The 21540-nt window shown below is 71.4% G+C and carries 23 protein-coding genes and 1 riboswitch; of the genes, 12 read left to right on the top strand and 11 right to left on the bottom strand.

The annotated features are described in order from the left end of the window. Window positions 1-209: 209 nt before the first annotated feature. Window positions 210-980 (bottom strand): methyltransferase, encoded by a 771-nt coding sequence (locus tag ACIRRY_RS10535; protein WP_403970339.1) that lies wholly within the window; start codon window positions 978-980, stop codon window positions 210-212. 281 nt (window positions 981-1261) lie between these two features. Beyond that, window positions 1262-1801 carry an SAV_6107 family HEPN domain-containing protein gene (locus tag ACIRRY_RS10530; RefSeq protein ID WP_403970336.1) on the bottom strand — a complete coding sequence of 180 codons (540 nt, stop codon included), beginning with the start codon at window positions 1799-1801 and terminating at the stop codon, window positions 1262-1264. A gap of 182 nt (window positions 1802-1983) precedes the next feature. Here ACIRRY_RS10530 and ACIRRY_RS10525 point away from each other — a divergent pair, with 182 nt between their 5' ends. The 5 genes from ACIRRY_RS10525 (at window position 1984) to ACIRRY_RS10505 (ending at window position 7995) form a co-directional block, all read left to right on the top strand. Next, window positions 1984-2685 (top strand): ATP-binding cassette domain-containing protein, encoded by a 702-nt coding sequence (locus ACIRRY_RS10525; protein ID WP_403970334.1) that lies wholly within the window; start codon window positions 1984-1986, stop codon window positions 2683-2685. After that, complete coding sequence (locus ACIRRY_RS10520) at window positions 2657-4741, top strand: YhgE/Pip family protein (protein ID WP_403970331.1); 2085 nt, start codon at window positions 2657-2659, stop codon at window positions 4739-4741. The genes ACIRRY_RS10525 and ACIRRY_RS10520 overlap by 29 nt, the downstream gene beginning before the upstream one ends. Window positions 4742-4803: 62 nt before the next feature. Continuing rightward, complete coding sequence (locus ACIRRY_RS10515; RefSeq protein WP_403970328.1) at window positions 4804-5433, top strand: TetR/AcrR family transcriptional regulator; 630 nt, start codon at window positions 4804-4806, stop codon at window positions 5431-5433. A 366-nt stretch (window positions 5434-5799) separates the two neighbouring features. Further along, window positions 5800-6438 carry a DUF4126 domain-containing protein gene (locus tag ACIRRY_RS10510; protein ID WP_403970326.1) on the top strand — a complete coding sequence of 213 codons (639 nt, stop codon included), beginning with the start codon at window positions 5800-5802 and terminating at the stop codon, window positions 6436-6438. Window positions 6439-6483: 45 nt separating this feature from the next. Beyond that, complete coding sequence (locus ACIRRY_RS10505; protein WP_403970324.1) at window positions 6484-7995, top strand: phytoene desaturase family protein; 1512 nt, start codon at window positions 6484-6486, stop codon at window positions 7993-7995. Between the two features lie 3 nt (window positions 7996-7998). Here ACIRRY_RS10505 and ACIRRY_RS10500 read toward each other — a convergent pair whose 3' ends face one another. The 6 genes from ACIRRY_RS10500 to ACIRRY_RS10475 all read right to left on the bottom strand — a co-directional run bounded on the left by ACIRRY_RS10500 (window position 7999) and on the right by ACIRRY_RS10475 (window position 12953). Then, window positions 7999-8982 carry a hypothetical protein gene (locus tag ACIRRY_RS10500; protein WP_403970321.1) on the bottom strand — a complete coding sequence of 328 codons (984 nt, stop codon included), beginning with the start codon at window positions 8980-8982 and terminating at the stop codon, window positions 7999-8001. A 56-nt stretch (window positions 8983-9038) separates the two neighbouring features. Beyond that, window positions 9039-9962, bottom strand: a complete 924-nt coding sequence (gene metF, locus ACIRRY_RS10495) for a methylenetetrahydrofolate reductase [NAD(P)H] (RefSeq protein WP_403970318.1) — start codon at window positions 9960-9962, stop codon at window positions 9039-9041. Window positions 9963-10138: 176 nt separating this feature from the next. Continuing rightward, a complete protein-coding gene (thiE, locus tag ACIRRY_RS10490) occupies window positions 10139-10813 on the bottom strand; it encodes a thiamine phosphate synthase (protein ID WP_403970315.1) in 675 nt (224 codons plus the stop codon). Between the two features lie 91 nt (window positions 10814-10904). Further along, on the bottom strand, window positions 10905-11276 hold the full coding sequence (locus ACIRRY_RS10485) for an Rv2175c family DNA-binding protein (protein ID WP_403970312.1): 372 nt from the start codon (window positions 11274-11276) through the stop codon (window positions 10905-10907). 64 nt (window positions 11277-11340) lie between these two features. Further along, a complete protein-coding gene (locus ACIRRY_RS10480; RefSeq protein ID WP_403970309.1) occupies window positions 11341-12570 on the bottom strand; it encodes an NAD(P)/FAD-dependent oxidoreductase in 1230 nt (409 codons plus the stop codon). A gap of 32 nt (window positions 12571-12602) precedes the next feature. After that, window positions 12603-12953, bottom strand: coding sequence for a hypothetical protein (locus ACIRRY_RS10475; RefSeq protein ID WP_403970306.1), 351 nt, complete (start codon window positions 12951-12953; stop codon window positions 12603-12605). Window positions 12954-13005: 52 nt separating this feature from the next. Next, window positions 13006-13117: riboswitch (TPP riboswitch) on the top strand. On the opposite strand from ACIRRY_RS10475, the gene thiO reads away from it, so the two are divergent. The 5 genes from thiO (at window position 13115) to ACIRRY_RS10450 (ending at window position 18258) form a co-directional block, all read left to right on the top strand. Continuing rightward, window positions 13115-14269, top strand: coding sequence for a glycine oxidase ThiO (gene thiO / locus ACIRRY_RS10470; RefSeq protein ID WP_403970304.1), 1155 nt, complete (start codon window positions 13115-13117; stop codon window positions 14267-14269). It overlaps the preceding riboswitch by 3 nt. Further along, window positions 14266-14466 carry a sulfur carrier protein ThiS gene (thiS, locus tag ACIRRY_RS10465; protein WP_403970301.1) on the top strand — a complete coding sequence of 67 codons (201 nt, stop codon included), beginning with the start codon at window positions 14266-14268 and terminating at the stop codon, window positions 14464-14466. The genes thiO and thiS overlap by 4 nt, the downstream gene beginning before the upstream one ends. A gap of 3 nt (window positions 14467-14469) precedes the next feature. Further along, window positions 14470-15264, top strand: a complete 795-nt coding sequence (locus tag ACIRRY_RS10460; RefSeq protein WP_403970297.1) for a thiazole synthase — start codon at window positions 14470-14472, stop codon at window positions 15262-15264. A gap of 104 nt (window positions 15265-15368) precedes the next feature. Beyond that, window positions 15369-17306: a Stk1 family PASTA domain-containing Ser/Thr kinase gene (pknB, locus tag ACIRRY_RS10455; protein ID WP_403970295.1), complete on the top strand. Its 1938-nt coding sequence runs from the start codon at window positions 15369-15371 to the stop codon at window positions 17304-17306. Window positions 17307-17397: 91 nt separating this feature from the next. Then, window positions 17398-18258, top strand: a complete 861-nt coding sequence (locus tag ACIRRY_RS10450; RefSeq protein ID WP_403970885.1) for a deoxyribonuclease IV — start codon at window positions 17398-17400, stop codon at window positions 18256-18258. 29 nt (window positions 18259-18287) lie between these two features. Here the strand turns inward: ACIRRY_RS10450 and ACIRRY_RS10445 are convergent, their stop codons facing one another. After that, complete coding sequence (locus ACIRRY_RS10445; protein ID WP_403970292.1) at window positions 18288-18902, bottom strand: sulfite oxidase-like oxidoreductase; 615 nt, start codon at window positions 18900-18902, stop codon at window positions 18288-18290. Window positions 18903-19060: 158 nt separating this feature from the next. Here ACIRRY_RS10445 and bfr point away from each other — a divergent pair, with 158 nt between their 5' ends. Beyond that, entirely contained in the window at window positions 19061-19537 is a 477-nt protein-coding gene (bfr, locus tag ACIRRY_RS10440) for a bacterioferritin (protein ID WP_019062355.1), read from the top strand. A gap of 21 nt (window positions 19538-19558) precedes the next feature. Here the strand turns inward: bfr and ACIRRY_RS10435 are convergent, their stop codons facing one another. Both ACIRRY_RS10435 and ACIRRY_RS10430 read right to left on the bottom strand, forming a co-directional pair. Further along, window positions 19559-19822, bottom strand: a complete 264-nt coding sequence (locus ACIRRY_RS10435) for a bacterioferritin-associated ferredoxin (protein ID WP_403970289.1) — start codon at window positions 19820-19822, stop codon at window positions 19559-19561. A 172-nt stretch (window positions 19823-19994) separates the two neighbouring features. Beyond that, window positions 19995-21347 (bottom strand): class II 3-deoxy-7-phosphoheptulonate synthase, encoded by a 1353-nt coding sequence (locus ACIRRY_RS10430; protein ID WP_317770918.1) that lies wholly within the window; start codon window positions 21345-21347, stop codon window positions 19995-19997. 63 nt (window positions 21348-21410) lie between these two features. Here ACIRRY_RS10430 and ACIRRY_RS10425 point away from each other — a divergent pair, with 63 nt between their 5' ends. After that, on the top strand, window positions 21411-21512 hold the full coding sequence (locus ACIRRY_RS10425; RefSeq protein WP_403970286.1) for a trp operon leader peptide: 102 nt from the start codon (window positions 21411-21413) through the stop codon (window positions 21510-21512). Window positions 21513-21540: the final 28 nt, after the last annotated feature.

Here is a 21540-nt window from a genome sequence, read left to right as displayed (position 1 = left end):
CCCGTGAAACCCGCCCCTCTACGCCAATTGACCAACCGGAATCCGACAAGGCCGTTCCGGCTCGCTGAAGCTTCCATTCCCCAGCGACCCTCCCGTCATGCCGGGCGGTCTCCCTCGATCATACGGCGCCGGGCCCCCGATCGGGGGGCCTGTGGCGTACTCCATGTGCGGCCGAGCCCCTGATCAGGGGGTCCGGCACGGGAGGCCGCTCACGCCTCACCGGCCCCTCGCGTCTCGCCGAGCACATGAAGCTGCGTGGCCACGGAGTGGAACGCCGGGAGCTCGGCCGCCGCGGCCTCCAGCTTCAGCAGCGCGTCCAGGGCGCCGGGTTCGGTGTCCACGAGCACTCCGGGCACCAGGTCGGCGAAGACCCGCACCCCGTGCACGGCGCCGACGTGGAGCCCCGCGCCCTCGACGAACGCGGCGAGCTGGTCGGCGGTGAAGCGGTGCGGGACGGGATCGGCGGCGCCCCAGCGGCCGTTCGGGTCGTCGAGGGCCTGCCGGGCCTCCGTGAAGTGGCCGGCGAGGGCGCGCGCGATCACGGCACCGCCGAGCCCGGCGGCGAGCAGGCTCAGGACGCCCTCGGGGCGCAGCGCGGCCACCACGGTGCGGACGCCCTCGGCGGGGTCGTCCACGTACTCCAGGACGCCGTGGCACAGCACCGCGTCGTAGCCGCCGCGCCCGACCACGTCGAAGAGGCCGTGGGCGTCGCCCTGGACGCCCTGCACACGGTCGGCGACACCGGCCTCGGCGGCGCGGCGCTCCAGCGCGAACAGCGCGTTCGGACTCGGGTCGACGACGGTGACGCGGTGCCCGAGGCGGGCGACGGGCACCGCGAAGTTGCCGCTGCCGCCTCCGGTGTCCAGGACGTCCAGCGCGTCCCGCCCCGTGGCCTTGACCCGGCGGTCGAGGGCGTCCTGAAGGACGTCCCAGACCACGGCGGTACGGAGGGAGGCGCGGGGGCGGCTCGGGTCCGACACGGCAGTTGACTCCTCGGCGCGGCACCGCCTGTGCACGGCGGAGCGAACGGGCTGCCTCCCCGGCCCGGAGGCGGGCGGAGGGAGGGCTTCAGGCGCCCTCCACCCTATTGCCTCCGGTGCCGTACCTGGTCATGTGTCTCGCGCGGCGACCTCCGTGCGAGCGCTCCGCCGGCCGAGCGGTGATGAAGCTGCGGGTCGGTGGGGGCCGGTCGCGCGCACACGGCGGAGCCGCATATCGACACAGCCCCGCGGCCCTTCGGGTCGCTCCGCCTCACCGGGGTTCATCCCGCGCGGTCCTCCGGCCGCTCCGGGTCCTGGCGCGGCTGGGGCAGGACCGGCTGGAGGACGAGCATCCGCTCGACCAGGCGCAGGAACATCGCCACGTCGCGTATGAGGTCGTCGGCGTCCCGGCGGGTCGCCGCGCCCTGGATGCCCGCCTCGGCCCGGGCCCGGCGCCGGGCTCCGGAGGCGAACAGGGCGCTCCACTCGGTGAGTTCGGGTGCTATCTCGGGGAGCACTTCCCAGGCGCTGCGGATGCGGCCCCGGCGTCGGCCCGTGGGCTCCGGCTGGACCCGCGCGGCGAGTACCGCGGCGGCGGTGCGCAGAGCTGCCAAGTGGGCTGTCGCGTAGCGCTCGTTCGACGTCTCGAGAACGGCTGCCTCGTCCAGTCCCGCGCGGGCCTGGGCCAGGAGGTCGAGGGCGGCGGGCGGGGCCGTGGCCCGGCGGAGCACGGGGTGCACATCGCTCGCCGGGCCGGTCAGTGAGGGGGCAGGGCCGGCGGCGCGGCGCCGGCGGGCGGCGGCTGCGGACGGGTGGGCCATGACGAACCTCCTGTCGTCGTGTGACGGCACGCCCAGTCAGGTAGTGCCGTATGTGCCCATCGTGAGGTATGGCACTGACAATCCGTTCTGACCTGCGCTTTTGCTTCGATCGAAGGTTCGCGTTAGTTTTGCACTGACTGGTCAGTGCAAAATTTCGATGTGCGGGCAGGGATTGGGGAACCGTGGGTGGGGTCGGTGTCACCACCGAGGACTTCGGGCTGAGGGGGCCGCGCGGCTGGGCGTTCCGGGGAATCTCCCTGGACGCCGGGCCCGGCTCGCTGATCGCCGTGGAAGGACCGTCCGGGTCCGGGCGTACGAGCCTGCTGCTCGCGCTCACCGGGCGGATGAAGGCGTCCGAAGGGACCGCCTCCGTGGGCGGGTTCACGCTGCCGAAGCAGTCGGCGGCCGTCCGGCGGGTCAGCGCGCTCGCCCATGTCGCCGGGGTCACCGACCTCGAACCGGCGCTCACCGTCGGCGAGCATCTGCGCGAACGGGCGCTGCTGCAAAGGCGGTTCGGGGACTCCGTACGGGGGCTGCTACGTCCGCGATCGGAGCGGGCGGTCGAGGCGGGGCTGCGGATCGAGCGGGCGCTGACCGCAGCCGGTCTCGACCTCGCGGAGCTGCCCAAGGGCGCCCGGACGGCAGTACGGGATCTGGAACGGCCGCAGGAGGTGCGGCTGTCCATCGCGCTGGCGCTCATCGGGCGCCCGGCGCTGCTCGGTGTGGACGACGTGGATCTCAAGCTCTCGGATGCCGAACGGGCCGAGATCTGGGGCCTGTTGAGGTCCCTCGCGGATTCCGGAACGACCGTCGTGGCGGTGTCCACCGAAGGAACCGAGGGAACGGAGAAGGCCGATGCACGCGCCACGACTGGCCGCGCTTGAGCTACGGCGCTTCGGCAGGGGCAAGCTGCCGCGCGCCGCGCTCGTCGCCCTCCTGCTGCTGCCGCTGCTGTACGGCGCCCTGTACCTGTGGTCCTTCTGGGACCCGTACGGCCGCCTGGGCCGCATCCCTGTGGCGCTCGTCAACGACGACAAGGGGGCGAGTGCCGACGGGAAGAGGGTCACGGCGGGCGACGACATCACCCGGGGGCTGCGCGACAGCGGGACGTTCGCGTGGCACGAGGTGAGTGCGGCCAGCGCGCGGAAGGGCGTCGAGGACGGCACGTACTACTTGTCGTTGACGATGCCGGCCGACTTCAGTGAGCGCGTCACCTCCAGCGCGGGCGACTCCCCGGAGACGGGCGCGCTCCAGGTGCGGACGAACGACGCGAACAACTACATCGTCGGGCAGATCTCCCGGACGGTGTTCAGCGAGGTGCGGTCGGCCGCGTCCACGAAGGCCTCGCGGTCCTTCCTGGACCGGATCTTCGTGTCGTTCTCCGACATCCACGGCGAGACCGTGAAGGCGGCCGACGGCGCCGACCGGCTCAAGGGCGGCATCGGTACGGCCGAGGAGGGCTCCAAGGATCTCGCCGACGGCCTGAAGGACGCCAAGGAGGGCAGCGGCACGCTCTCCAAGGGCCTGAAGAGGCTCGACTCGGGCGCCGGTGACCTGGAGGACGGCTCGCGGCAGGTGGCGGCCGGGACGCAGACCCTCGCCGACACCGTCAACGGGGTCGCGGACAAGGTGGGGCCCTTCCTTGAGGACAACGAGAAGACCATCGGGGACACGGCCCAATTGGTGGCCGACTCGGCGAAGACGATCCGCGCCAACCTGGGCACCCTGGTGAAGACGGCCCCGATCGCCGCCAAGGGCGCGCACGCGGCTTCGGACACCCTGGACGACGTCTACAGGGCGCGCTGCGAAACCGCCGTCCTGGAGGACGCCGCCTGTCCCGACCTGAAGAAGGCCGTGCAGGCCGCCTCCGATGTGGCAAAGGTGGCCGACGACGTGAACAGCCTGGTCGTCGATCAGAACGGCGACCTGAAGAAGCTCGACGCCGGCCTCGGCACGCTCCAGACGCAGGCCCAGGCGCTCGCCGACCGCGCACCGCACCTCTCCGAGGACCTCGACGACGCGGTGGCCGAAATCAACAAGCTGAACGCCGGTGCCGGGAAGGTCGCCGCGGGCGCCAAGACCCTTCACACCGGGCTCGGCACCGCCAAGACGGGCGCTGCCACTCTGGACACGGGTGTCGGCAGGCTGAAGACGGGCGCCGTGGATCTGAGCGGCGGCCTGTACAAGCTCGTCGACGGCTCCGGGAAGCTGGCCGGCGGACTGCACGACGGCGCCGCGCAGATCCCGGACTACGACAAGCAGGACCGCGACCGGCGCACCGGCGTCATGGCCGACCCGGTCCAACTGGCCTCCCAGGACCTGCACAAGGCGCCCAACTACGGCACCGGATTCGCCCCGTACTTCATCCCGCTGTCCCTGTGGGTGGGCGCGATGGTGGCCTACATGCTGATCGCGCCCATGAACCGGCGCGCGCTCGCCGCAGGTGCCTCGGCCTGGCGGATCGCGCTCGCGGGCTGGCTGCCGGTGGTCGCGGTCGGGGTGCTCCAGACGGTGGCCCTGATGGCCGTACTGCACTGGGCGATCGGCCTGGAGATGGCGCGGGCGGCCGGCGCGATCGGCTTCCTGTTCCTGGTGACGGCGTGCTTCGCGGCGATCGTGCAGTGGCTGAACGCACGCTTCGGGGCGGCGGGCCGGATCCTCGTACTCGCCCTGCTGATGCTCCAGTTGACGTCGGCGGGCGGCACCTATCCGGTGCAGACCAGCCCGGGCTTCTTCAACGCGATCCACCCCTTCTTGCCGATGAGTTACATAGTCGAGGCCCTACGGAGGCTCATCACGGGCGGTGGTCTCGAACCGGTGTGGCACGCGTGCGTGGTGCTCACCGCCTTCACCGCGGGCGCCCTCGCGCTGACCGCGCTGTCCGCGCGCCGCCGCCAGGTGTGGACCCTGGACCGGCTGCACCCGGAGCTGACCCTGTGACCCCGCCCAGGACCCCGGCACCCGTGCCCGGCGCCGGAGCCGGGCCTGTGACAATCAGGCCCATGGAAAGCAGCAGCACCCCGTCGGGCGGCAGCACGCGCCGCGAGGCCACCCGGCAGAAGCTCTACGAGGCGGCCGTCACGCTCATCGCCGAACAGGGCTTCTCGGCCACCACGGTGGACGAGATCGCGGAGCGTGCCGGGGTCGCGAAGGGCACCGTCTACTACAACTTCGCCAGCAAGTCCGTCCTCTTCGAGGAGCTGCTGCGGCACGGAGTGGGCCTCCTCACCGCCTCGCTGAGGGAGGCGGCCGAGCAGACCGCGCGGGACGGCGGCAGCAAGGTGGACGCCCTGGACGCGATGATCCGCGCGGGCCTCGGCTTCATCGCCCGCTACCCGTCCTTCACCCAGCTCTACGTGGCCGAGCTGTGGCGCACCAACCGCTCCTGGCAGCCCACGCTCATGGTGGTGCGCCAGCAGGTGAACGCGGCCATCGAGGACGTGCTGCACGCGGGCGTGGCGAACGGCGAGTTCAGCCCTGAGATCGATGTCCGGCTGACCGCGGCCGCGCTGGTCGGGATGGTCCTGGTGGCCGCCCTGGACTGGCAGTCGTTCCAGCCGGAGCGCTCCCTGGACGACGTCCACTCGGCGCTGTCCCGGCTGCTCCAGGGGCGGGTCAGCGGGGGGCACTGAGCGCACGCGCAGAAGCGCCGGTCCGATGTGGCCGCGTCCCCCGCGGGCCACCTCGAACCGGCGCCTCCTTGTGCTTCCCCCGTACGTTCCCCCTGTTGAAACCCCCGTCGGTCGGTCCCCCTGGGTTCCCCCGTGCCTCGCTTCCGCCGACGTTCCGGCGGAAGCAGCGGCCAAGGGCGCGGGCCCCGTTCCGCCGCCCCGTGTCGGCGGTACCGGAGCCGCGCCCCTTTCCGTGTCCCCACTCTCTCGTTCGCGCAGGTCGCACCCCATCCGCGCGCGTACTCATCTCACTCCCTAGGTACGGATACTCAGCCGTACGCACTCAGGCCCAGGCCGCCTCGTTGCCGAGTGGTTACTATCGCCTCCGTGTCCGTACTCCCCCTGGTCTTCACCAGCGGCTGGGCCAGCGGCATCAACGCCTACGCGGTGGTGCTGCTGCTCGGCGTCTTCGGCGCGACCGGGGTGAGCGACGCCGTCCCCGAGACGCTGCAACGCCCTGAGGTCCTCATCGCGGCGGCCGTGCTGTTCCTGTGCGAGGCCGTCGCCGACAAGATCCCCTACGTCGACTCCGTGTGGGACTCCGTGCACACGGTGATCCGGCCGGCCGCCGGAGCCTGGGTCGGCGCGGTCCTCGCGGGCCACAGCGGTTCGCTGAACGACGTGGCGGCGGGACTGATCGGCGGTTCGACGGCGCTGGCCAGCCATACCGTCAAGGCCGGGACGCGGATGGCGATCAACACCTCGCCCGAGCCGTTCAGCAACGTGATCATGAGCTTCGCGGAGGATCTCGGGGTCGGCGGGATCGTCTCGTTCGCGATGTTCCATCCCCAGGCGGCGGCGATCATCGCGGCCGTGCTGCTGGCGGCCGGACTCACCGTCCTGTTCTTCCTGATCTCGCGGATCCGGCGCTTCCTGCGCCGCCGGGCCCAGCGCCGGGAGGAGAAACGGCTGGCCGCGCAGGTGGGCTCCCCACCCGGCCGGCCACCGGACCCACCGCCCTGGTGACAGCCCGTGGCCGGATTGTCGGTGGCGGCCGATAAAGTCGCGGGCATGGCACGGATTGCGGTGATCGGCGCCGGCATGGGCGCGATGGCGGCCGCTGCCCGGCTGGCCGTCGCGGGCCACCGGGTGGTGGTGTACGAGCGTACGGAGACGTACGGCGGTGCGGTGCGCCGCTTCGAGCGGGACGGGTTCGCCTTCGACACCGGCCCCGGACTGCTGCCCGTGCCCGCGGTCTTCCGCGACCTGTTCATCAAGACCGGCAAGGAGCCGCTGGAGGACCTGGTCGAGCTGGTCCAGGTCGACCCGTCCTCCCGGCACGTCTTCGCGGACGGCACGGCGGCGTCGTTGCCGAACGCCTCCCGCGCGGGTGTCGTCACGGCCCTGGACGAGGCACTGGGCGGCGGCGCGGGGCAGCGCTGGGGCGACTTCCTGATCCGGGCCCGCGAGGCCTGGGACCGCACCCGCAGGCCCCTCCTGGAGGAGCCCCTGTGGCCCAACTGGTCGGTGCTGGCCGACCAGGAACCGTATCCGGCGGTCCCGCACAAGAGACTGCTGCGCACCCGCCGGGCGAGCACCCTCGCCGAGATCGGCGCCTGGGAACTGCGCGACGAGCGCCTGACGGCCCTCCTGGAGAGCCACGCGCTCGCGTACGGCCTCGAACCCCGGACGGCTCCGGCGAGCGCGGCCGTGCTGCCGTACATGGAGCATGCCTTCGGCACCTGGTATGTCCGGGGCGGCATGCGGGAGTTGGCGCGCGCGGTGTACGAGCGGTGCGTGGCGAGAAGGGTCGAGTTCGTCTTCGGGGCCGAGGTCGCCCGGGTCCTGGAGAAGGACGGGCGGGCGGCGGGAGTTGAGCTGGCCGACGGCTCGGTGGTCGACGCGGACCATGTCGTCGCCGACGTGGACCCCGCGCGGCTGCGGGCGCTGACGGACCGTCCGCTGGACGAGGACGGCGATGTGCGGGCCGATCCGGCCGCGCCCCGGCCGGTGCGGTTCACGCTCCTGCTGGCGCTGCGCGGCCCGCGCGAGGCCGGAGCCGTCCACCGGACGGTGGTCCACGCGCCGGACCGCGAGGCCGAGTTGGACTTCCTGGCCTCCCCCGGCGGCGACGAGCCCCGCTGTCCCACGGTGACGGTGCTGCGCCCCGACGACCCCGCGCTGCGGCCGGACGACGAGCACGAGTCGGCGGTGGTGTCCGCCGTACTGTCGGGCGAGGCCGACTGGGACGACGAGGGCACGGTCCGGCGGTACACGGACTTCCTCCTCGAAGCCGCCGGACGGGCCGTACCGGCGCTGCGGGAGCGCCTGTTGTGGCACGAGGTGCGCACACCCGGGGACACGGGGAGCGAGACCGGCGCCCGCTCCGGAGCCGTACCCGCTCCCTCGCTCGCCGCCGACCGGGGCCGATTCCTGCACCCGGCGAACACCACCCGCCTGCCCGGGCTCTACCGGGTCGGCGGCTGGTCGCACCCCGGCGGCGGGCTTCCGCACGCCGGAATGTCGGGGGCGCTGGTCGCCGGACTGATCGTGGAGGGACCGCAGTTCAGAGGGTCTCAGTAGGCTTCAGAAACGGTACTGCTCGTCGTAGCCGGTGTTCTGCTGCGGCTGCTGCTGGCCGTTCTGGGCGTTGCCGTCGTACGGGTACTGCTGCTGCTCCGGCGGGACCTCGCCGCCGTAGGTCTCGTCGTTGCGCTGCTGCGGGACCCACACCCCGCCGGCCGGGGTCTCGCCGCCGTAACCGGTGTTGCCGTACTGGTCCTGGGTGTAGCCCTGCTGGGGGTACTGCTGCTGGCCGTCGTAGCCCGTGTCGTAGCCGGTGCCGCCGTAGGTCTGCGTGCCGATGTACGGGTCGGAGTAGGCCGCGTACTGCTGCTGGCCGGTCGTGTCGTAGCCGTACTGCTGCTGGTCGTAGCCCGCGTAGTTGGCGTCGTAGCCGTAGGACTGGTCCTGGGTCTGGCCGGCGGCCGCTGCCGCGTAGGCCTGGTCCGTGCCCGCGTAGTCGGGGTCGGTGGCGTTCGCGAACGCGGCGGCGCTGTAGACGCCGTAGGAACCGGTGTCGTCCGGGAGGGGCTGCGGCTCGTAGACCGAGGTGGACTCGGCGGCCGTGGGGGTGAGGGGGCGGTTCGGGGTGAACACGTCGTCGCGGTCGAAGTCGTCGTCCTGGCCGAAGGCCGACTTGTTCTGGCCGTACTCCTGGAAGCCGCTCTCCGCCCCTTGGAGGCCGGAGGCGTCCAGGCTCGGGTCCTGCTCGTCCGGCTCGCCGCGGCGGCGCTTGGTGCCGCCCGCGCCCGGCCGGCCGGAGACCGCCCAGCCGGCTTCGAAGCCGCGGCGGAACGACAGCGTGACGTAGGTCTGGCCGACGGCGAAGGCCACCGCGCCCAGGGCGATCACGGCGACGTTGGGGATCAGCACCCCGAGCACGACGCCCAGGAAGCCGCCGAAAGCGAGCAGCCGCCAGCGCAGCCTCGCCTTGTACTGCAGCAACACCTCACCGAGCAACCACAGTGCGACGATGCCGAACGCGATGTAGAGGACCGTCCAGCCCATGTACGCCCCTCTCCCAGTGGCCGCTACGCAGTGTGTCGTATGTCCGGGCGGCCGGTCTAGGCCCGCGGTGGGTGGTGCAGGCCCAGGTTCTCGTAGATTTCCAGCGTCGCCGTGGAGTTGTTCAGCGTGATGAAGTGCAGTCCTGGCACTCCCTCGGCCAGCAGCCGGGCGCAGAACTCCGTGGCGAAGTCGATTCCGATCGAGCGTACAGCGGCCGCATCGTCTTTGGCTGTGAGGATTCGCTCTTTCAGAGCGGCCGGGATGTCGGCGTTGCTGAGCTGCGGCAACCGCTCCAGCATCCGGACGCTGGTCACCGGCATGACCTCGGGGATGACCGGGGTCGCGCAGCCAGCGGCCTCGACACGGTCGCGCAACCGCAGGTACGACTCGGGTTCGAAGAACATTTGCGTGATCGCGTAGTCGGCGCCGGCCCGGCACTTGTCGACGAAGTGCGCGACGTCCGTGTCCCAGTCCGGGGAGCGCGGGTGCATCTCCGGGAAGGCGGCGACGCCGACGCAGAAATCGCCCGACTCCTTGATGAGCCGGACCAGTTCGGCCGCGTACGTCAGCCCCTGGGGGTGCGCCACCCAGTCGGCCATGGGGTCGCCGGGCGGGTCGCCGCGCACCGCGAGGATGTTGCGGATCCCGGCGTCGGCGTACTGGCCGATGATGTTGCGCAGTTCGGCGACGGAGTGGTCGACCGCGGTGAGGTGGGCGACCGGGGTGAGCGTGGTGTCGGCGACGATCTGCTCGGTCTCCCTGACGGTGCCCGCGCGGGTCGAGCCGCCGGCGCCGTACGTCACGGAGACGAAGTCGGGGGCGACCGCCTCGACCCGCCGCAACGCGCTCCACAGGTTCCGCTCGCCCTTCGGGGTTTTCGGCGCGGAGAACTCGAACGAGTAGGTCCCCTTGCCGGTCGCGAGCATGTCGCGCACGGTGCGTGCGCGATCAGTCCTGGTGGATGCGGTTCCGAAGGCCATACCCGCAGGTTAGTCAGGGCGTGGCGGTGACCCAACCGGAACGGGGAATTTGCCTGTTTTGTCGCCCTCTTGTCCACCCATCGGACGGCGAAGCTCCAACCGTACGACCGTCAGGCTCCAGCCGTATGACCGTCACGCCCCAGCCGCAGGACCATCGGGCTCCAGCCGTACGCCCCTCAGGCCTGCCGCAGCCGCTTGGCGAACTCCGCCGCCGCCGCGCCCGGGTCGTCGGCCTCCGTGATCGCCCGTACGACGACGACCCGGCGGGCGCCCGCTTCGAGCACCTCGTCGAGGTTGCCGAGGTCGATGCCGCCGATGGCGAACCAGGGGCGGTCGGTGCCCAGGGCGGCCGTGTACCGGACCAGGTCGAGGCCGGGGGCGTGCCGGCCGGGCTTGGTGGGGGTGGGCCAGCACGGGCCCGTGCAGAAATAGTCCACGCCCTCCTGGACGGCGGCCGCGGCGGCCTCGTGCTCGGCGTGCGTGGAGCGGCCGATGAGGATGTCGTCGCCGAGGATCGCGCGGGCGGCGGGGACCGGGAGGTCGCCCTGGCCCAGGTGCAGTACGTCGGCGTCGGCGGCGTGGGCCACGTCCGCGCGGTCGTTGACCGCGAGGAGCCTGCCGTGCCGGGCGCAGGCGTCGGCGAACACCCGGAGGTGCTCCAGTTCCTCGGCGGCCTCCATGCCCTTGTCGCGCAGCTGCACGATGTCGACCCCGCCGGCCAGGACCGCGTCCAGGAACTCCGCGAGGTCGCCCTGGCGTCTGCGGGCATCCGTGCAGAGGTAGACCCGGGCGTCGGCGAGTTCGGCGCGCGCGGCGGCGGCCGCGGTGGTGGTGGTGGTGGTGTCGGGCATGCGTGTGTCCCCCGTTGTCATGGCGTCGTGATGCCGTGTTCGGGCCGCGGACGAACGTCGCCGCGGCCCGAACACCGGTCGGTCGTGCGGGTCAGACGGCGAGCGCCTGGGCGCGGCGCTTCACCTCCGTGCCGCGATTCTCGCTCAGGGCCTGCGCGGGGGTGCCGGGCAGGCTGGGGTCGGGGGTGAAGAGCCATTCGAGCATCTCTTCGTCGGAGAAGCCGTCGTCCCGCAGGAGCGTCAGGGTCCCCGTGAGGCCCTTGACGACCTTCTGCTCGGCCCCGTCGATGAAGGCGGCGGGGACGTGCAGTGCGCGGTTCTCACCACGGCGTACGGCGATGACTTGGCCCTCCTTGACCAGCTGCCGCACGCGTGTCACCTCGATATCGAGCACTTCTGCGATGTCGGGCAGCGTGAGCCAGGCGGGGACGAGAGCATCGATCTTTGCGTCAATCTCGGTCACGTAAACAGCGTGCCATCCCGGACTGACAGTCGGAAGTCGGGCCGGTCCGACCCGGGGGTACGAACTAGGCGATAGCCGCCTTCATCGGCAGAGAAGGGTCCGCAAGCAATACGGGATTCATCCGGGTCGCCGACTCGATCAGGCGGCGGCCCTGGGCCAGGTCACGGGGGCGGCCGACCGCCAGGAGGGCCACCAGACGGTCCTCGCGCAGCCAGCAGACGCTCCACGCCGGGGTGGCCGGGTCACCGCGCCACAGGGTGGTGTCGGCGGACCCGTGATGGCCGGCGTACTGGACGAAACGGCCGAACTGCTCCGACCAGAAGTACGGCACCGGGTCGTAGACCGCCGGGGTCTCCCCCACGATGTTCGCGGCGACCGTGCGCGGGCCCTGGAGGGCGTTGTCCCAGTGGTGGACCAGAAGGCGCTCGCCGTACCTTCCCGAAGGGAAGGAGGCGCAGTCGCCGACCGCGTACACGTCCGGCACCGAGGTGCGCAGCCCGTCGTCGGCGAGGACCTCGCGGTGCGCGCCCAGTTCGATGCCGGAGCCCGCCAGCCAGGCGGTGGCGGGGCGGGCGCCGATGCCGACCACGACGGCGCCCGCGGGCAGCCGGGTGCCGTCGTCGAGGACCACCTCGCCGGGTTCGACGTGCGCCACGCGTGCGTGGGTGCGCAGCGTGGCTCCGGCTGCGGCGTACCAGGCGGCCATCGGGGCGGCCACCTCTGCGGGCAGCGCACCCGCGAGCGGCCGGTCCGCGGCTTCCACGACGGTCACCGCGCAGCCCGCCTCGCGCGCGGCCGAGGTGAACTCGGCGCCGATCCAGCCCGCGCCGACGACCACGATGTCGTGCTGCCTGGTGAGCACCGGCCGCAGCCGCTCGGCGTCGTCCAGGGTGCGCAGCAGATGCACCCCGGGGATGCCGTCGGCGCCCGGCAGCCGGATCGGTTCGGCGCCGGTCGCGAGCACGAGGACGTCGTAGGGCACCGGGCCCTCGGCGGTGTCCAGTTCGTGGTCGGCGGGGCGCACGCCCACCACCTCGCGCCCGAGTTGGACCTCGATGCCGAGCGCCTCGAAGTCGACGTCGAAGGCGGAGCCCTCGGCCTTGCCGAGCAGGACGGCCTTGGACAGCGGGGGCCGGTCGTAGGGCTGATGGGGTTCCGCGCCGATCAGCGTGACGGTGCCGGTGAAGCCCTGTTCGCGCAGGGCGACCGCGGTCTGCACCCCGGCCATGCCCGCGCCCACGACGACCACGCGCCGTCCCGTCCCCGCGCCCTGTCCCCGTGTCTGCTCGCTCATCCGATCACCATAGACACCTGACAAATCGTCAGTCAGGGGGCGCGGTCAGTGACCTGTTCCACAACACTCGTCCCGCTGCCCGCCTGGGACTCCCACTCCCAGGTCTCCTCCAGGCGCACGCGGCCGTCGGGCAGCTCGACCACGTCGGACACGCAGTGCCCGCCGGACGTCGTCCCGTCGGTCTTCAACTGCACGTACCGGAAGTCGAGTCGGTCCCCCGCGCGCGTGCCGACGAGATGTCCGCGGACGACGTCGCCGCCCGTGTACTCGGCCCAGATCTCGCCGTCCCGCTCGTGGTACGCGAACCGGGTGCGGGTGCCGACCTGCCCCGGCGCCTGATCCTCGACCGGGGCGAGGACGAGACCGTCGAGCGAGCGGGCCATGGACGGAGGCTCCCTTACTGGGACATGGGGTACGGGCTAGGGTGGCCAACGTACAAGCACTCGCGGGAGTCCGGACGCACCGGGCTGAGAGGGAGGCTGGCGGCCTCCGACCGTAGGAACCTGATCCGGGTCATGCCGGCGAAGGGAGGGGCTGGACGCCCATGCCTACACGTACGTCAGACGTCCTCGTCGTCGGGGGCGGGATCATCGGCCTGGTCACGGCCTGGCGCGCGGCCCAGCGCGGGTTCGCGACGGCTCTGGTGGACCCCGAGCCGGGTGGCGGGGCCGCCCAGGTGGCCGCCGGCATGCTGGCCGCCGTCACCGAACTGCACTACGGCGAGCAGACCCTGCTCGCCCTCAACCTCGCCTCGGCGCGCCGCTACCCGGACTTCGCGGCCGAGCTGACCGACCTCACCGGCCTGGACCTCGGCTACCGCCGCTGCGGCACCCTCGCCGTCGCCCTGGACGCCGACGACCGCGCCCACCTCCGTGAACTGCACGCCCTCCAGCACCAGTCGGGGCTGGACTCCGAGTGGCTGTCCGGACGCGAGTGCCGGCGCCTGGAGCCGATGCTCGCGCCGGGGGTGCGTGGCGGGCTCCGGGTCGACGGGGACCACCAGGTCGACCCTCGGCGGCTGGCACGCGCGCTGGTGGCCGCCTGCGAGCGCGCCGGGGTCGTCCTCCACCGGACGTGGGCCGAGCGGCTGACCGTCGTACGGGAGCGGGCCGCCGGGGTCGTCACGCGCGAGGGCGAGACGCTGGGCGCGGACCAGGTGGTGCTCGCGGGCGGCAGCCTCAGCGGGCGGCTGGCAGGGGTCCCTGACGACGCCCTGCCGCCCGTACGGCCCGTCAAGGGGCAGGTGCTGCGGCTGACCGTGCCGGAGCGCCACGCGCCCTTCCTGAGCCGGACCGTGCGGGCCGTGGTGCGCGGCAGCCACGTCTATCTCGTGCCGCGCGAGAACGGCGAGCTGGTCGTCGGCGCCACCAGCGAGGAGCTGGGCTGGGACACCACGGTGACCGCGGGCGGCGTCTACGAACTGCTGCGCGACGCCCACGAGTTGGTGCCCGGGATCACCGAACTGCCGCTCACCGAGACCCGGGCCGGACTGCGCCCCGGGTCCCCCGACAACGCGCCGCTGCTCGGCCCGACCGCCCTGCCGGGGCTGCTGCTGGCGACCGGGCACTACCGCAACGGCGTGCTGCTCACACCGGTCACCGGTGACGCCCTCGCGCAAGCGCTGGCCACCGGTGAACTCCCGGACGAGGCACGCCCGTTCACACCGAAGCGATTCGCTCTCACGGAGTTGTCCGCATGAACGTCTCCGTCAACGGGGAGTCCCGGATGATCGATCCCGGCACGGCGCTCGACGCCCTCGTGCGGACCCTGACCCCGTCGCCCTCAGGCGTGGCCGCCGCCCTCAACGAAACCGTCGTCCCGCGCGCGGAGTGGCCCTCGACCGCCCTCTCCGAGGGAGACCGCGTCGAGGTCCTCACCGCCGTCCAAGGAGGCTGACCCATGGCCGACGATCCGTTCGTCCTCGGTGGCACGCCCTTCACGTCCCGACTGATCATGGGCACCGGGGGTGCGCCCAGCCTCGACGTCCTGGAGCGCGCGCTGGTGGCCTCCGGTACGGAGCTGACGACGGTCGCGATGCGGCGCGTCGACGCCTCCGTGCACGGTTCGGTGCTGTCCGTGCTGGAACGGCTCGGTATCCGCGTGCTGCCGAACACCGCGGGCTGCTTCACGGCGGGCGAGGCCGTGCTGACGGCCCGGCTCGCGCGGGAGGCGCTCGGGACGGCACTGGTCAAACTTGAGGTGATCGCCGACGAGCGCACGTTGCTCCCCGATCCCATCGAGCTGCTCGACGCCGCCGAGACGCTGGTCGACGACGGGTTCACGGTGCTGCCGTACACGAACGACGATCCGGTGCTGGCGCGGAAGCTGGAGGACGTCGGGTGTGCGGCGATCATGCCGCTGGGGTCGCCGATCGGGTCCGGGCTCGGGATCCGCAATCCGCACAACTTCCAGTTGATCGTGGAGCACGCGCGCGTGCCGGTGATTCTGGACGCGGGGGCCGGTACGGCGTCCGACGCGGCGTTCGCGATGGAGTTGGGGTGTGCGGGGGTGATGCTCGCGTCGGCGGTGACGCGGGCGCGGGAGCCGGTGCTGATGGCCTCCGGCATGCGGGCGGCTGTGGAGGCGGGCCGGTTGGCGTTCCGGGCGGGGCGTATCCCCCGTCGGTATTTCGCCGAGGCGTCCTCCCCGACAGCGGGACTGGCACGGCTGGACCCGGAACGCCCGGCCTTCTGAACGCCCTCTCCCCAGCGTGCGATCCGTCACAGGTCGGCTTCAGTACCGGCCCGATTCTGGCCGAAAAGACCGTGCTGTCAGCCTCGGCTCGTACACTCACCTGCGTGGATACGACCCTTCATGACCCTCTCGTCGGGCAAGTGCTCGACGGCCGCTATCGCGTCGACGCGCGGATCGCCGTCGGCGGGATGGCCACGGTCTACCGGGCCGTGGACACCCGCCTGGACCGGGTTCTCGCGCTCAAGGTGATGCACCCGACGCTGGCGGCCGACGCGCACTTCGTGGACCGGTTCATCCGCGAGGCCAAGTCCGTGGCGCGCCTCGCGCATCCGAACGTGGTGCAGGTCTTCGACCAGGGCGCCGACCGGTCGTACGTCTATCTGGCGATGGAGTACGTCGCCGGCTGCACCCTGCGGGACGTGCTGCGCGAGCGCGGGGCGCTGCAGCCGCGGGCCGCGCTGGACATCCTGGAGCCGGTGCTGGCCGCGCTGGGCGCCGCGCACCGGGCCGGGTTCGTGCACCGGGACATGAAGCCGGAGAACGTGCTCATAGGGGACGACGGCCGGGTCAAGGTCGCCGACTTCGGTCTTGTCAGGTCCGTGGACACGCATACCAGCACCACGGGGGCCGTGCTCGGCACGGTGTCGTATCTCGCGCCGGAGCAGATCGAGGGCAGCACCGCCGACCCCCGGGTCGACGTGTACGCGTGCGGTGTCGTCCTCTACGAGATGCTCACCGGCCAGAAGCCGCACGACGGGGACTCCGCCGCGATCGTGCTCTACAAGCACATCCACGAGGACGTCCCGCCGCCCTCGGCGCTCGTGCCGGGGCTGGCGTACGAGCTGGACGAGCTGGTCGCCACGGCCACCGCGCGCACCCCCGATCTGCGGCCCTACGACGCGGTCGCGCTGTTCGGGACGGTCCGCGAGGCACGGGCCCGACTGAGCGACGAGCAGTTGGACGCCGTGCCGCCGCAGGCGCTGACCTCGGAGCATCCCAACGCGGAGAACCGTACGAGTGTGATCCCGCGCTCGCTCACCGTGCCGCGTCCGCTGCCCGTCAACGAGGACGACGGGCCCGGTGACCCGTTCAACCGGACCAGCCGGTTCGAGAGCGGGCCGCCACTGGCGCCGCCCCGGCGACGCGAGGCGCGGCGGCCCCGGCGCGGGCTGCTGGCGGTCGTCGCCGCACTGCTGCTGATCATCGGGGTCGGGACGGGCGTCTGGTACATCAACTCCGGCCAGTTCACCGAGGTCCCGCTGCTGCTGGCGAAGACCGAGGCCCAGGCGAAGGAGCGGCTGGACGACGCCGGTCTCGACGTCAAGAAGGTCGACCACGCCTACAGCGACACCGTGAAGCGCGGCACGGTCATCAGCACGGACCCGGTGTCCGGCGCCCGTATCCGGAACAACGACTCCGTGGCCCTGACCATCTCGGACGGCCCGGAGACCGTGAAGGTCCCCGATGTGACGGGCCTCGCCCTGGGCAAGGCGCAGGCCCTGCTCAAGACGGACGGGCTGGCGGCCGGCATGGTCACCAAGGAGTTCAGCGACGACGTCCCCAAGGGCTCCGTGATCAGCACGGACCCCGAGGCGGGCACCACGCGCCACTCGGGCTCCGCGATAGCCCTGACCGTCAGCAAGGGCAGCGCGGTCGACGTGCCCGACGTCACCGGTGAGGACCTGGACGACGCGAAGGCGGACCTCCAGGAGGCCGGTCTCAAGGTGACGGTGTCCGCCACCCAGGTCACCTCGGAGTACGACGCGGGCCAGGTCGCCGAGCAGACCCCGGCCGGCGACAGCCAGGCCGCCGAGGGCGACACGGTGACGCTCACGGTGTCCAAGGGCCCGGAGCTGGTCGAGGTCCCGAGCGTGGTCGGCGCGACTGTCGACGCGGCGACGAGGCTCCTGGAGGAGTCCGGCTTCAAGGTCAAGGAGGACCGCGGTCTGCTCGGCCTGTTCGGCGACACCGTGAAGAACCAGTCCGTGGACGCGGGCGAGCAGGCCCCCAAGGGGTCGACGATCACGATCGAGATCCGGTGACGGGGGCGGCACGCGCGCGTGACACCCTGGACGGGTGAGCAGCGAGTCCCCCTCCAGCACCCCCGCGTTCCCTTCCGACGCCCCGTCCCGCATGCCGTCCCGCAACCCCGTCGGCGGCCATGTCCCGGTCGCCGGCGGTCTGCACTCCGTGGGCCTGTCCTACGCCCGTGAGCTGGCCGCCGAGACCGTGCAGGTCTTCGTCGCCAACCCGCGCGGCTGGGCCACACCGGTCGGGAACCCGCGCCAGGACGAGGAGTTCCGCGCGGTCTGCGAGGCCGAGTCGATCCCGGCGTACGTGCACGCCCCGTACCTGATCAACTTCGGCTCGCACACCGAAGCCACCGTGGAGAAGTCCGTCGAGTCGCTACGGCACTCGCTGCGGCGGGGACGGGAGATCGGCGCGCTCGGGGTGGTCGTGCACACCGGGAGTGCGACAGGTGGGCGGGAGCGGGCGGTGGCGCTGGCCCAGGTGCGGGAGTATCTGCTGCCGCTGCTGGACGAGTTGACCCACGACGACGATCCGTTCCTGCTGCTGGAGTCGACGGCCGGCCAGGGTTCCTCGCTGTGCTCGCGGACCTGGGACTTCGGGCCGTACTTCGAGGCGCTGGACGCCCATCCGAAGCTGGGCGTGTGCCTGGACACGTGCCACATCTTCGCCGCCGGGCACGATCTGACGGGCCCGAGCGGTATGCACCAGACCCTCGATCTGCTGGTGGACACGGTGGGCGAGGGACGGCTGAAACTGATCCATGCCAACGACTCCAAGGATGTCGTCGGCGCCCACAAGGACCGGCACGAGAACATCGGGTCCGGCCATATCGGCGAGGACCCGTTCCGCGCGCTGATGACCCACCCAGCGACCGCGGGCGTACCCCTGATCATCGAGACGCCCGGCGGCAAGGAAGGGCACGCGGCGGACGTGGAGCGGCTGAAGAAGCTCAGGGACGCGTAGCCCCGAAGGGTCGGCGACACTGCGGGGTCCTACAGCTCGGGCCCCTCACCAGGCCCTTCCTGGTACGAGTACCGCTGCTCCCGCCAGGGATCGCCCACGTTGTGATACCCGCGTTCCTCCCAGAACCCCCGCCGGTCCGCCGTCATGTACTCGACGCCCCGGACCCACTTCGGGCCCTTCCAGGCGTACAGATGGGGGACGACCAGGCGGAGCGGGAAGCCGTGTTCCGCGGTGAGGAGTTCGCCGTCCTTGTGAGTGGCGAACAGGGTGGCGTCGGACGCGAAATCGGCCAGTCGCAGATTGGCGCTGAAGCCGTACTCGGCCCAGACCATGACATGGGTGACGGCCGGTGCGGGCGGGGCGGTGTCCAGGATCGTGCGGGCGGGGATGCCGCCCCATTCGGCGCCGAGCATGCTGAACTTCGTGACGCAGTGCAGATCGGCCACGACCGAGTCGTAGGGCAAAGCCGTGAACTCGTCGTGGTTCCAGCAGTGCTTGCCGCCGTCGGCGGTGGCGCCGAAGACCCTGAACTCCCAGCGCTCGGGGCGGAACTTGGGTACCGGGCCGTAGTGCGTGACCGGCCAGCCGCGCTGAAGTCGCTGGCCGGGCGGCAGCTCGGACTGTTCGACCCCTCTCTGACCCATGGCTCCATCCTGACAGACGGGGGGCGGTGCACATGACCGGCTCTGGGCGGATTCGGGCAACTCCTACTAAGCATGCACTTACTGGACGACGTCTTCGCGCCGGTGCAATCATGCGGCGCACCCCACCAGTTCCCCCCGTTGTGGAAGGAGCCTCTGCGATGCAGGGCGACCCCGAGGTCCTTGAATTCCTGAACGAGCAGCTCACCGGTGAGCTGACCGCGATCAACCAGTACTGGCTGCACTACCGCATCCAGGACAACAACGGCTGGACCAAGCTCGCCAAGTACACGCGTGAAGAGTCCATCGACGAGATGAAGCACGCGGACAAGATCACCGAGCGCATCCTGATGCTCGACGGTCTGCCGAACTACCAGCGGCTGTTCCACGTCCGGGTCGGCCAGACGGTCACCGAGATGTTCCAGGCGGACCGGCAGGTGGAGGTCGAGGCGATCGACCGCCTCAAGCGCGGGATCGAGGTGATGCGCACGAAGGGCGACATCACGTCCGCGAACATCTTCGAGGACATCCTTGAGGACGAGGAACACCACATCGACTACCTGGACACCCAGCTCCAGCTGATCGAGCAGCTCGGCGAGGCGCTCTACATCGCGCAGCAGATCGAGCAGCCCAGCTAGGACCGCTCCACCGGACCGGCTCTAGGCCGCGTCCTCCAGCTCGGCCATTCCGGCTCCGGCCATTCCGGCTCCGGCTAGTTCGGCGAGGATCGGCTCGCCCTGGTCCGCCGCCTCGCGGCGCGGGCAGGCACCCCGGCCCAGCAGTGCCTGGATACGGCGTACGCACGACCCGCAGTCGGTGCCCGCCTTGCAGGCCGAGGCTATCTGCCGGGGGGTGCAGGCACCGCCCTCCGCGTGCTTCGCGACCTGCGCCTCGGTCACACCGAAGCAGTTGCAGACGTACACGCGGGTCACCTCCCGGGCGGGGATCGAAGTAGTCGCGCCATCCCGACAATCGGTGAGGCTAACCTAACCTTACCCGCCGCGCAGGTGCCGCAAAAGTGCCGTGGGGCGGGGATCGTATGTGATCCCCGCCCCACGGCACACTGCTGTAACAGGTGAACCCGATACTGATCTGCTACTGGTCCCTGTACATCTCGGCGACGAGGAAGGCCAGGTCAAGGGACTGGCTGCGGTTGAGGCGCGGGTCGCAGGCCGTCTCGTAGCGCTGGTGGAGGTCGTCGACGAAGATCTCGTCGCCGCCGCCCACGCACTCGGTGACATCGTCACCCGTGAGCTCCACGTGGATGCCGCCCGGGTGGGTGCCGAGGCCCTTGTGGACCTCGAAGAAGCCCTTCACCTCGTCGAGCACGTCGTCGAAGCGGCGGGTCTTGTGACCGGAGGCCGCCTCGTACGTGTTGCCGTGCATCGGGTCGGTGATCCAGGCGACGGTCGCGCCGGACGCGGTGACCTTCTCGACCAGCTCGGGCAGCTTGTCGCGGACCTTGTCCGCGCCCATCCGCACGATGAAGGTCAGCCGGCCGGGCTCACGGTCCGGGTCGAGGCGCTCGATGTACTGGAGCGCGTCCTCGGCGGTCGTCGTCGGGCCGAGCTTGATGCCGATCGGGTTGCGGATCTGGGAGGCGAACTCGATGTGCGCGCCGTCCAGTTGACGGGTGCGCTCGCCGATCCACACCATGTGCGCCGAGACGTCGTAGAGCCTGCCGGTGCGCGAGTCGACGCGGGTGAGGGCCGACTCGTAGTCCAGCAGCAGCGCCTCGTGCGAGGAGTAGAACTCGACGGTCTTGAACTCCTCCGGGTCCGTCCCGCAGGCCCGCATGAAGTTCAGCGCGCTGTCGATCTCGCGCGCGAGCTGCTCGTAGCGCTGGCCGGACGGGGACGACTTCACGAAGTCCTGGTTCCAGGCGTGCACCTGGCGCAGGTCGGCGTAGCCGCCGGTGGTGAAGGCGCGGACCAGGTTGAGCGTGGAGGCGGACGCGTTGTACATCCGCTTCAGGCGCTCGGGGTCCGGGATGCGGGACTTCTCGTCGAAGGCGAAGCCGTTGACCGAGTCACCGCGGTACGTCGGCAGTGTCACGCCGTTACGGGTCTCGGTGCCCTTCGAGCGCGGCTTGGAGTACTGGCCGGCGATACGGCCGACCTTCACGACCGGCACCGAGGCGGCGTACGTGAGCACGGCGCCCATCTGGAGCAGGGTCTTCAGCTTGTTGCGGATGTGGTCGGCGGACACCGCGTCGAAGGCCTCGGCGCAGTCGCCGCCCTGGAGGAGGAACGCCTCTCCCTTGGCGACGGCCGCCAACCGGGCGCGCAGCTGGTCGCACTCGCCCGCGAAGACGAGCGGCGGATACGACTCGAGGTCCGCGATCACTGCGCGCAGAGCCTCGGTGTCGGGGTACTCGGGCTGCTGCGCCGCGGGCAGGTCTCGCCAGGTGTTGCCAGCGCTGGCGCTGGTCTTAGCGTTCACGGTCACGCCCTCAACATTACGGGGTCGTGTCGAGTCGTTTTCCCGCGGCTCGACAGGTGAGACGCCCCAATGCTCACTTGTGCGTGGGGTAGGGTGCCTCGCATGTTCGCGCACTCGACCCAGCACACGATCCAGAACTGGTGGTGGACCGCTCATCCGGCGGCCCACTGACTGCGCGTACTCCCAGTACTCCGCGAAG

The sequence above is a fragment of the Streptomyces sp. NPDC101776 genome, assembly GCF_044766845.1.
Lineage (GTDB): Bacteria > Actinomycetota > Actinomycetes > Streptomycetales > Streptomycetaceae > Streptomyces.
Note: the sequence above shows the minus strand (reverse complement) of the source record. Positions and strands in the feature narration are given on the sequence as shown.

Excerpts from the sequence above, each read along its gene's own strand:
- ACIRRY_RS10530 (WP_403970336.1), bottom strand. The coding sequence starts at position 1,801 with ATGGCCCACCCGTCCGCAGCCGCCGCCCGCCGGCGCCGCGCCGCCGGC.
- ACIRRY_RS10520 (WP_403970331.1), top strand. The coding sequence starts at position 2,657 with ATGCACGCGCCACGACTGGCCGCGCTTGAGCTACGGCGCTTCGGCAGG.
- ACIRRY_RS10515 (WP_403970328.1), top strand. The coding sequence starts at position 4,804 with ATGGAAAGCAGCAGCACCCCGTCGGGCGGCAGCACGCGCCGCGAGGCC.
- ACIRRY_RS10505 (WP_403970324.1), top strand. The coding sequence starts at position 6,484 with ATGGCACGGATTGCGGTGATCGGCGCCGGCATGGGCGCGATGGCGGCC.
- ACIRRY_RS10500 (WP_403970321.1), bottom strand. The coding sequence starts at position 8,982 with ATGGGCTGGACGGTCCTCTACATCGCGTTCGGCATCGTCGCACTGTGG.
- metF (WP_403970318.1), bottom strand. The coding sequence starts at position 9,962 with ATGGCCTTCGGAACCGCATCCACCAGGACTGATCGCGCACGCACCGTG.
- thiE (WP_403970315.1), bottom strand. The coding sequence starts at position 10,813 with ATGCCCGACACCACCACCACCACCACCGCGGCCGCCGCCGCGCGCGCC.
- ACIRRY_RS10480 (WP_403970309.1), bottom strand. The coding sequence starts at position 12,570 with ATGAGCGAGCAGACACGGGGACAGGGCGCGGGGACGGGACGGCGCGTG.
- ACIRRY_RS10475 (WP_403970306.1), bottom strand. The coding sequence starts at position 12,953 with ATGGCCCGCTCGCTCGACGGTCTCGTCCTCGCCCCGGTCGAGGATCAG.
- thiO (WP_403970304.1), top strand. The coding sequence starts at position 13,115 with ATGCCTACACGTACGTCAGACGTCCTCGTCGTCGGGGGCGGGATCATC.
- thiS (WP_403970301.1), top strand. The coding sequence starts at position 14,266 with ATGAACGTCTCCGTCAACGGGGAGTCCCGGATGATCGATCCCGGCACG.
- ACIRRY_RS10460 (WP_403970297.1), top strand. The coding sequence starts at position 14,470 with ATGGCCGACGATCCGTTCGTCCTCGGTGGCACGCCCTTCACGTCCCGA.
- ACIRRY_RS10450 (WP_403970885.1), top strand. The coding sequence starts at position 17,398 with ATGCCGTCCCGCAACCCCGTCGGCGGCCATGTCCCGGTCGCCGGCGGT.
- ACIRRY_RS10445 (WP_403970292.1), bottom strand. The coding sequence starts at position 18,902 with ATGGGTCAGAGAGGGGTCGAACAGTCCGAGCTGCCGCCCGGCCAGCGA.
- bfr (WP_019062355.1), top strand. The coding sequence starts at position 19,061 with ATGCAGGGCGACCCCGAGGTCCTTGAATTCCTGAACGAGCAGCTCACC.
- ACIRRY_RS10425 (WP_403970286.1), top strand. The coding sequence starts at position 21,411 with ATGCTCACTTGTGCGTGGGGTAGGGTGCCTCGCATGTTCGCGCACTCG.